The sequence below is a fragment of the Dorea sp. AM10-31 genome (assembly GCF_003435815.1).
GTDB classification, from domain to species: domain Bacteria; phylum Bacillota; class Clostridia; order Lachnospirales; family Lachnospiraceae; genus Dorea_D; species Dorea_D hominis.
Genome location: NZ_QTUV01000008.1, coordinates 143,194 through 151,348 on the forward strand (window position 1 = coordinate 143,194; position 8,155 = coordinate 151,348).

The following is an 8,155-nucleotide window of genomic DNA, read 5'->3' on the forward strand; positions in this document are numbered from 1 at the left end:
TATAACCTACAGAACCTGCCATTGGCAGATTCTTTCGGATGCTATGGCAACAAAAAGGCGGACAGTAGAAACTGTCCGCCTTCGCTGTCTTAATCTCATTTTTCGTGTATTACTTTTAAATATCTAAAATCCAGTTACTTTATATAGTTAAAAGGTACATCTAAATTTCGATTAAATCTGGCTCTTAGAGCTTCGTTACGTTCACTGCCTGAGGTCCCTTGGCGCCTTCTGTTACATCAAACTCAACTTCCTGTCCTTCTTCAAGAGACTTGAAGCCTTCCATATTCAGTCCTGAGTAGTGTACGAAAACGTCTTTGCCGGATTCATCAGAGATGAAACCATAGCCTTTTTGGTTGTTAAACCATTTTACTGTACCTTTCATGATGATACCTCCATAAAATGAAAAATAATAGATCCAGTGTAATCTGATGTCAGCCAAGATTACACTCCGTTACTTTAACATGTTTTGATAAAGAAGTCAACAAAAACGAAAGGGCTTTTGGCGATTTTACACAAAAGCAACAGCGCGTTTCGACATTTGCCGGTATCCTTTCCTTGACGAAAGAGTATGGAACGTGTAAAGTATATTTAGGAGATTTTACGCAAATATTTCGAAGAAGTGAGGATATAATAGTATGATTACATTAACGGGGAAGAAAATTTCAGAAGGGATCGCAATCGGAAAGCTTTCTTTATATAAACGTGATATTAAAGAAATCAAACGGATTTATGTAAAAGATATTGAAAAAGAAGTTGCCCGTTTTCAAAAAGCCAAAGATAAGGCATTTATGGAACTGAAAGTGATGCATACTTCTTCTATCAAAGAAGTGGGAGAGGCGAATGCAGCTATTTTCGAAATGCAGCAGCAGATTTTAGAGGACGAGGAATTTGTCGGAAAGATTACGAATATCATTCTGGAAGAGAAGCTGAATGCAGAATTTGCAGTCTCCCATGCAGCTGAAGAACTGATCAAGAACGGACCGGAAGAAGATAAGAATTACCTGAAAGGGCATGATGCAGATATTCGCGATGTGGCGATCCGCCTGATCCGGATCCTGTCCAGAAGCTGGAAGGATCGTCTGCTTTCAGATGAACCATTTATTCTGGCTGCATCAGAGCTTTATCCAAGTGAGGCAATGCAGTTAGAGAAGTCCAAGGTACTTGGTTTTGTGACGCGTTATGGAACGATCAATTCCCATACGGCAGTGATTGCCCGTACAAAAGGAATCCCGGCAGTCATCGGACTGGGTGATGCGCTGAAGAAAGAGTACGATGGAAAGACGATCATCATTGACGGATTTGAAGGAAAGGTTTACATCGAGCCGGATTATACAACGATCACGCAGATGAAGAAGCGACAGGACGCTAACCATGAGAAGACGCGGAATCTGGAACGGCTGAAAGGAAAAGAGAATATTACACAGAGCGGTCAGAAAATTGATATCTGTGCGAATATCGGTAACAGAGAGGATATTGAGAATGTAATCCGAAGTGACGCCGGTGGAATCGGGCTGTTCAGAAGTGAGTTCCTGTATATGGAGAATGGTGGAAAGCTGCCAACAGAAGAGCAGCAGTTCCAGACATATAAGCTGGCAGCAGAATCAATGGGGATCAAGCGAGTTGTGATCCGTACAGCAGATCTTGGCGGAGAGAAGCAGGCGGCATGCTTTGAAATCGGACCGGAGAAGAATCCGTCCATGGGTTACCGTGGAATCAGAGTATCGCTGGAGAAAGAAGATATGTTTAAGACGCAGCTCCGTGCAATTTTAAGAGCTTCTGTATATGGTAATGTTGCAATTATGTTTCCAATGATCGCTACTGTGGAAGAAGTAAGAAGTGCAAAGCTTCTGTTAGAGAGAGCGAAAAAAGAGCTGAGTGCCGAGAAGACCGCTTATAATAAAGAAATCCAGGTCGGCGTAATGATAGAGACACCGGCGGCAGTCATGATTAGCGGAGAACTTGCAAGAGAGGTTGATTTCTTCAGTATCGGAACGAATGATCTGCTGCAATTCACACTCGGAATGGATCGTGAGAATGAGCGGATGGAGAAATATTTTGATCCGCACCATCCGGCGATACTTAAGATGCTGCGTATTGTAGCTAATAACGTTCATCTGGAAGAAAAGCCAATCAGTATCTGCGGAGATATGGCGGCAGATCTGTCATTGACAGAATTTTTCCTGCAGATTGGCATTGATGAATTATCAGTAGCACCGGGGCAGGTACTGGCGCTTCGTAAGAAGATCCGCGAGATCCAGTAGTTTATGATTGCCAGGAGCGTAGCAGTTAAAAATATATAGATGTTATAAAAGGATTTTTGTTTTTTGTGCAGTTTGCACGAAGATAAAAGTCCTTTTTTGATGATTATTTTTGACTGAAAATGATTGACTTTGACTGAAAATGGTTGTAGTATAAGCATAAAGATGAATGAAGATGAATGAAAGTGATTGAAAATGAAAGGATGAAGGGAATGCTTGCAGAAGAAAGATATAGCGAAATCCTTCGTGTTGTAAATGAAGAACATGCGGTTACAGTCCAGGAACTGACAGAACTTCTGGACACTTCGGAATCTACAATACGAAGAGATCTGACAACACTTCATAAGCGGGGCGAGCTGGTGAAAGTACATGGTGGCGCAACCGCAGTAGAATCTGGATATACAACAAAGGATGCGGCGTTGTCTGTACGAAGAGACCTGAACCGTGAAGTAAAGCAGAAAATTGGCAAATATGCGGCGACACTTGTTCAGGCAGATGATTTTGTATATCTGGATGCCGGAAGTAGCGTGGATATAATGATTGATTATCTGACACAGGCAGATGCAGTCTATGTAACGAATTCCATTGGCCATGCACAAAAGCTGCTGCAGAAAGGCTTTCGTGTCATTCTGATCGGTGGAGAGCTGAAAGCGATAACAGAAGCAATCGTCGGAGCCGATGCCATTTCCGGACTTCGTAAATATAATTTTACGAAAGGTTTCTTCGGAACAAACGGTGTACATCCGGATGCAGGATATACCACACCGGATATTGCTGAAGCAATGGTAAAAGAAAAAGCAATGGAGCAGTGCCGTGAATGTTTTGTTCTTGCGGACGCGACGAAGATCAATCAGATCTCATCGGTTACTTTTTCTGCATTTGAAGATGCAAAGCTGCTCACAATAGGAATAGCAGATGAAAAATATAAAAAATATAAAAATGTTATGGAGGTTGAGGCATGATTTACACAGTTACTTTTAACCCCTCTCTGGATTATGTAATCCAGGTGGATAAGCTTGTGCCGGGTGAGATTAACCGGACAACACATGAGGCTGTTTATCCGGGGGGCAAAGGAAATAATGTTTCCGTAATCCTGTCGAATCTGGGACACTCCAGTAAAGCGCTTGGCTTTACCGCTGGTTTTACAGGAGAGGCATTAGAAAATATGCTGAAGGAATTTGGATGTGATACTGCATTTATAAGACTCCCGGAAGGTTCCACAAGAATCAATGTGAAGATTAATGCAGGCGAAGAGACAGAGATCAACGGACAGGGGCCGGTGATCACAGAAGAAGCACAGCAGGCATTATTTGAACAGCTGGATGCATTAAAAAAAGAAGATATACTCGTACTTGCAGGAAGTATTCCGAATACACTTCCGTCTGATATTTATGAACGGATTCTGGAACATTTACAGGGAAGAGGAATTCATTTTGTGGTGGATGCGACGAAGGAACTTCTCCTGAAAGTATTAAAGTATCATCCGTTCCTGATCAAGCCAAACAATCATGAACTTGGCGAAATGTTCGGAGTGACATTAAAGACCAGGGACGAGATTGTGACTTATGCGAAGAAACTGCAGGAGATGGGAGCGGAAAATGTACTCGTATCCATGGCAGGTGATGGCGCCATTCTCTTGACAGAAGATGGCATTATATATAAAGCAAAACCACCAAAAGGAAAAGTTCTGAACTCAGTGGGAGCAGGAGATTCTATGGTGGCAGGATTTCTGACCGGATATTTGAATACCGGAGAATATGAAAAAGCATTCCGGCTTGGTGTTGTGACTGGAAGTGCGACAGCTTTTCAATACTGGCTGGCGACAAAAGAAGATATCGTTGCATTGATGGAAGATAAACCAGAAACTTATGGATTATAGGAGGAAGAAAGATGAAGATCGTAGACTTGCTGAAAAAAGAAAGTATTGATCTGAACGGAACTGTCTCAGATAAGAAAGAGACGATTGAGAAAATGGTTTCTCTGATGGCAGCTGGAGGAAACATCACAGATGTGGAGCGTTATAAGGAAGGAGTTTTCTTAAGAGAAGAAGAAGGAACAACCGGTATCGGTGAAGGAATTGCGATTCCGCATGCGAAGACAGATGCAGTAGCGAAGCCCGGACTTGCAGCAATGGTTGTAAAAGATGGTGTGGATTATGATTCGCTGGACGGAGAACCGGTACATCTTATTTTCCTGATCGCGGCACCGAACACAGAAGATAATGTACATCTGGAAGTACTGAGTCGTCTGTCCATGCTTCTGATGGATGATGACTTCCGCGCGAATCTGCAGAGTGCAGAGTCAGTAGAGGAATTTCTTGGATATATTGATGCAGCAGAAAAAGCAAAATTTCCGGATGAAGCAGAACAGGAAGAAAAGCGGGAAGAAAAACCGGCAGAAAAAACAGGCTACCAGATCCTTGCAGTTACGGCATGTCCGACTGGAATCGCACACACATACATGGCAGCGGAGAGTCTGGAGAATAAAGCAAAAGAGATGGGGTATACGATCAAAGTTGAGACAAATGGTTCCGGTGGAGATAAGAACGTGTTGACTGCAGAAGAAATCGCAGCATGTGACTGTATCATCATTGCAGCAGATAAAGATGTCAGAATGGCAAGATTCGCTGGTAAACCGGTAATCATGACGAAGGTAGCAAACGGAATCAGCAAAGCAGAAGAGCTTATCACAAAGGCAATGAGTGGCGGAGTTCCGGTTTATCACAACAAAGGTGGCGAAGAAGCTTCCATGAGCAGTGAAGGTGAGAGCCTTGGACGTAAGATCTACAAGAGTTTGATGAATGGTGTCTCCCATATGCTTCCGTTCGTCATCGGCGGCGGTATTCTGATCGCACTTTCTTTCCTGGTAGATGCCGGAAACGCCGGAACAGATACCTTTGGTAACGGAACTCCATTGGCACATTTCCTGAATACAGTAGGAAATACATCCTTTGGAATGATGTTCCCGGTACTTGCGGGATATATCGCAATGGCGATCGGAGACAGACCGGCACTAATGCCAGGTATTGTCGGTGGTCTGCTCGCAAAAGCAGGAACCTCTATCTTCCTTCCGGAAGAGAAATGGATCTCATCCGGATTTTTCGGAGCACTGATCGCAGGTTTTGTAGCAGGATATCTGATGTTGCTGATTAAAAAACTGCTGGAGAAACTTCCAAAAGCACTGGAAGGGACCAAACCGGTTCTGTTATATCCATTCTTTGGAATTCTGGCAATGGGTGCAATCATGATCTTTCTCGTAAATCCGCCGGTTGGAGCATTTAACACATGGCTTTACAACGGACTGGCAGGAATGGGAGAATCCAGCAAAGTTCTTTTGGGAGCACTTCTCGGAGGAATGATGTCCATTGATTTCGGAGGGCCGTTTAACAAAGCAGCGTATGTATTTGGTACTGCGGCGATCGGAAGCGGACAGTTTGATATTATGGCAGCGGTTATGATCGGAGGAATGACTCCGCCAATCGGAATCGCACTTGCAACAACATTTTTCAAGAGCAGATTTACAAAGAGCGAACAGCAGACAAGTATTACAAACTACATCATGGGATTATCCTTTATTACAGAAGGTGCCATTCCATTTGCAGCATCCGATCCGCTTCGTATCATCCCACCTTGCGTAGTCGGTTCTGCTGTAGCAGGAGCATTATCTATGGCATTTGGATGCGGTTCCCGAGCACCTCACGGAGGAATTTTCGTAGTTGGTATTATGGAACATGCACCGATGTTTTTACTGGCACTTGTTATTGGCTCTATTATAACGATGGCAGGAATTGTACTGTTGAAGAAACCATTGACAGATCAGACAAAATAAGTTAATTAATTGATATAGAAGTATTTTAGTTGTAAGTAACAAAAAATTATAATAAAGAGAAAAGGAGAACAAAAAAATGAAAGAATTTAAGTATGTAATCACAGATCCAGAAGGAATCCATGCAAGACCGGCAGGACTTTTAGTAAAGAAGGCAGCCTCCTATGCATCAACAATTATGATCGGCAAAGGTGAAAAGAGCGCAGACGCTAAGAGAATCTTCGGTGTTATGGGACTTGGAGTGAAAAACGGAGAAGAAATCTTCATGACAGCAGAAGGTGCTGACGAAGCAGAAGCAATCGAAGGAATGGAACAGTTTTTCAAAGAGAACCTGTAAGAAGAGGTAGAAGGCTATGATTACTTTATCAGGAAAAAGTGTATTTGGAGGAATTGCGATTGGAAAAATCGCATTTTACAAAAGAAATGAAATCCAGATCAAGCGGAGCCGTGTAGAAGATACCGAACAGGAAGTGAAGCGTTTTGAGGCTGCAAAAGAAAAAGCAGTCTCACAGCTTCAGGAATTACATGACAAGGCCCTGGATGACGTTGGCGAGACAAATGCCATGATTTTTGAAATTCACCAGATGATGCTGGAAGATCTAGACTATGTAGAGTCTATTGTAAATATTATTACTTCTCAGGAAGTGAATGCAGAATATGCAGTTGCGACAACAGCCGATAATTTTGCGGCAATGTTTGCGGCGATGGATGATGCATATATGCAGGGACGTGCAGCGGATGTAAAAGATGTATCCGAACGTCTGATCCAGGTTTTAAGTGACCAGAACAGTGCATCCATGGAAATGAATGAACCGGTGATCATTGCAGCAGATGATCTTGTCCCAAGCGAGACAGTACAGCTGGATAAAGAAAAAGTTCTTTCTTTTATTACAATGTTCGGTTCTGCAAATTCACATACTGCAATTTTGGCAAGAACGATGAACATTCCGGCAGTGATTGGCATCGGAGAAGACCTGAAAAAGGAATATGACGGAAAAGAAGCAATCGTAGACGGAATGGAAGGTGTAATCTACATCGATCCGGATAAAGAGACATTTACGCGTATGCGCGAGAAACAAAAAGAAGATCAGGAGCAGAAAGCACTATTGGAGCAGCTTAAGGGTAAAGAAAATATTACGAAAAGCGGTCAGAAAGTAATGGTATATGCCAATATCGGAAATCTTTCAGATGTTGGTGCTGTTCTTAAAAACGATGCAGGCGGTATTGGGCTGTTCCGAAGTGAGTTCTTATATCTGGAAAGTGAAACTTTCCCGACTGAGGAAGAGCAGTTTAAGGTATACAAACAGGTTGCGGAAAATATGGCAGGAAAACGTGTCATTATCCGTACGCTTGATATAGGAGCCGACAAGCAGGTAGATTATTTCGGACTGGATAAAGAAGAAAATCCGGCACTTGGATATCGTGCGATTCGTATCTGCCTGACAAGACAGGAGATTTTTAAGACACAGCTCCGTGCGCTGTATCGTGCATCGGCTTACGGTCAGATTGCAATCATGTTCCCAATGATCATATCTGTAGATGAAGTAAAGCAGATCAAAAAGATTATTGAGGAAGTAAAGCAGGAACTTAAGGAAGAAGGAATTGATTTCCGCGAGAATGTTGAACTTGGTGTTATGATCGAGACACCGGCAGCAGTCATGGTAAGTCGTGACCTTGCAAAAGAAGTGGATTTCTTTAGTGTCGGAACAAATGACCTGACACAGTATACATTGGCGATCGACCGTCAGAATCAGAAGCTGGAACCGTTTTATGATTCCCATCATCCGGCAGTATTATCTATGATCCGTATGGCAGCAGAAAATGCACATGCAGAAGGAAAATGGATTGGAATCTGCGGAGAACTCGGAGCAGACTTAAGTCTGACAGAGACATTCCTTGAGATGGGAATTGATGAATTATCCGTTGCACCGGGAATGATTCTCCCGCTCCGCAAACGAATAAGAGAAGCAGATTAGAAGCAAAATAAAAAAATATAAACCCCTCCTAAAAATAATATAGTAGCCATGAGCAAAACTCCACACATTCAGTATTTATGCGGGTTTGCGAGGCAT

The 8,155-nt window shown here is 42.8% G+C and carries 7 protein-coding genes; 6 read left to right on the plus strand and 1 reads right to left on the minus strand.

Features of this window, described 5'->3' with window-relative positions; translation table 11 throughout:
* Window positions 1-184: 184 nt before the first annotated feature.
* Complete coding sequence (locus DW125_RS11880) at window positions 185-382, minus strand: cold-shock protein (RefSeq protein ID WP_021861260.1); 198 nt, start codon at window positions 380-382, stop codon at window positions 185-187.
* Between the two features lie 253 nt (window positions 383-635).
* Between DW125_RS11880 and ptsP (DW125_RS11885) the strand changes: the two genes are divergently transcribed.
* The 6 genes from ptsP (DW125_RS11885) to ptsP (DW125_RS11910) all read left to right on the plus strand — a co-directional run bounded on the left by ptsP (DW125_RS11885) (window position 636) and on the right by ptsP (DW125_RS11910) (window position 8,059).
* On the plus strand, window positions 636-2,261 hold the full coding sequence (gene ptsP, locus DW125_RS11885; RefSeq protein WP_117538271.1) for a phosphoenolpyruvate--protein phosphotransferase: 1,626 nt from the start codon (window positions 636-638) through the stop codon (window positions 2,259-2,261).
* Window positions 2,262-2,470: 209 nt separating this feature from the next.
* Window positions 2,471-3,220, plus strand: coding sequence for a DeoR/GlpR family DNA-binding transcription regulator (locus DW125_RS11890; RefSeq protein WP_021861262.1), 750 nt, complete (start codon window positions 2,471-2,473; stop codon window positions 3,218-3,220).
* Window positions 3,217-4,137 (plus strand): 1-phosphofructokinase, encoded by a 921-nt coding sequence (pfkB, locus tag DW125_RS11895; RefSeq protein ID WP_021861263.1) that lies wholly within the window; start codon window positions 3,217-3,219, stop codon window positions 4,135-4,137. The genes DW125_RS11890 and pfkB overlap by 4 nt, the downstream gene beginning before the upstream one ends.
* 11 nt (window positions 4,138-4,148) lie before the next feature.
* Window positions 4,149-6,086, plus strand: a complete 1,938-nt coding sequence (locus DW125_RS11900) for a PTS fructose transporter subunit IIABC (protein ID WP_117538272.1) — start codon at window positions 4,149-4,151, stop codon at window positions 6,084-6,086.
* 76 nt (window positions 6,087-6,162) lie between these two features.
* Window positions 6,163-6,420, plus strand: a complete 258-nt coding sequence (locus DW125_RS11905) for an HPr family phosphocarrier protein (RefSeq protein WP_021861265.1) — start codon at window positions 6,163-6,165, stop codon at window positions 6,418-6,420.
* Between the two features lie 16 nt (window positions 6,421-6,436).
* Window positions 6,437-8,059, plus strand: a complete 1,623-nt coding sequence (ptsP, locus tag DW125_RS11910) for a phosphoenolpyruvate--protein phosphotransferase (RefSeq protein WP_117538273.1) — start codon at window positions 6,437-6,439, stop codon at window positions 8,057-8,059.
* The last annotated feature ends 96 nt before the right edge of the window (window positions 8,060-8,155 follow it).

Coding starts and splice junctions, on each gene's coding strand:
- DW125_RS11880 (WP_021861260.1), bottom strand. CDS start 382: ATGAAAGGTACAGTAAAATGGTTTAACAACCAAAAAGGCTATGGTTTC.
- ptsP (WP_117538271.1), top strand. CDS start 636: ATGATTACATTAACGGGGAAGAAAATTTCAGAAGGGATCGCAATCGGA.
- DW125_RS11890 (WP_021861262.1), top strand. CDS start 2,471: ATGCTTGCAGAAGAAAGATATAGCGAAATCCTTCGTGTTGTAAATGAA.
- pfkB (WP_021861263.1), top strand. CDS start 3,217: ATGATTTACACAGTTACTTTTAACCCCTCTCTGGATTATGTAATCCAG.
- DW125_RS11900 (WP_117538272.1), top strand. CDS start 4,149: ATGAAGATCGTAGACTTGCTGAAAAAAGAAAGTATTGATCTGAACGGA.
- DW125_RS11905 (WP_021861265.1), top strand. CDS start 6,163: ATGAAAGAATTTAAGTATGTAATCACAGATCCAGAAGGAATCCATGCA.
- ptsP (WP_117538273.1), top strand. CDS start 6,437: ATGATTACTTTATCAGGAAAAAGTGTATTTGGAGGAATTGCGATTGGA.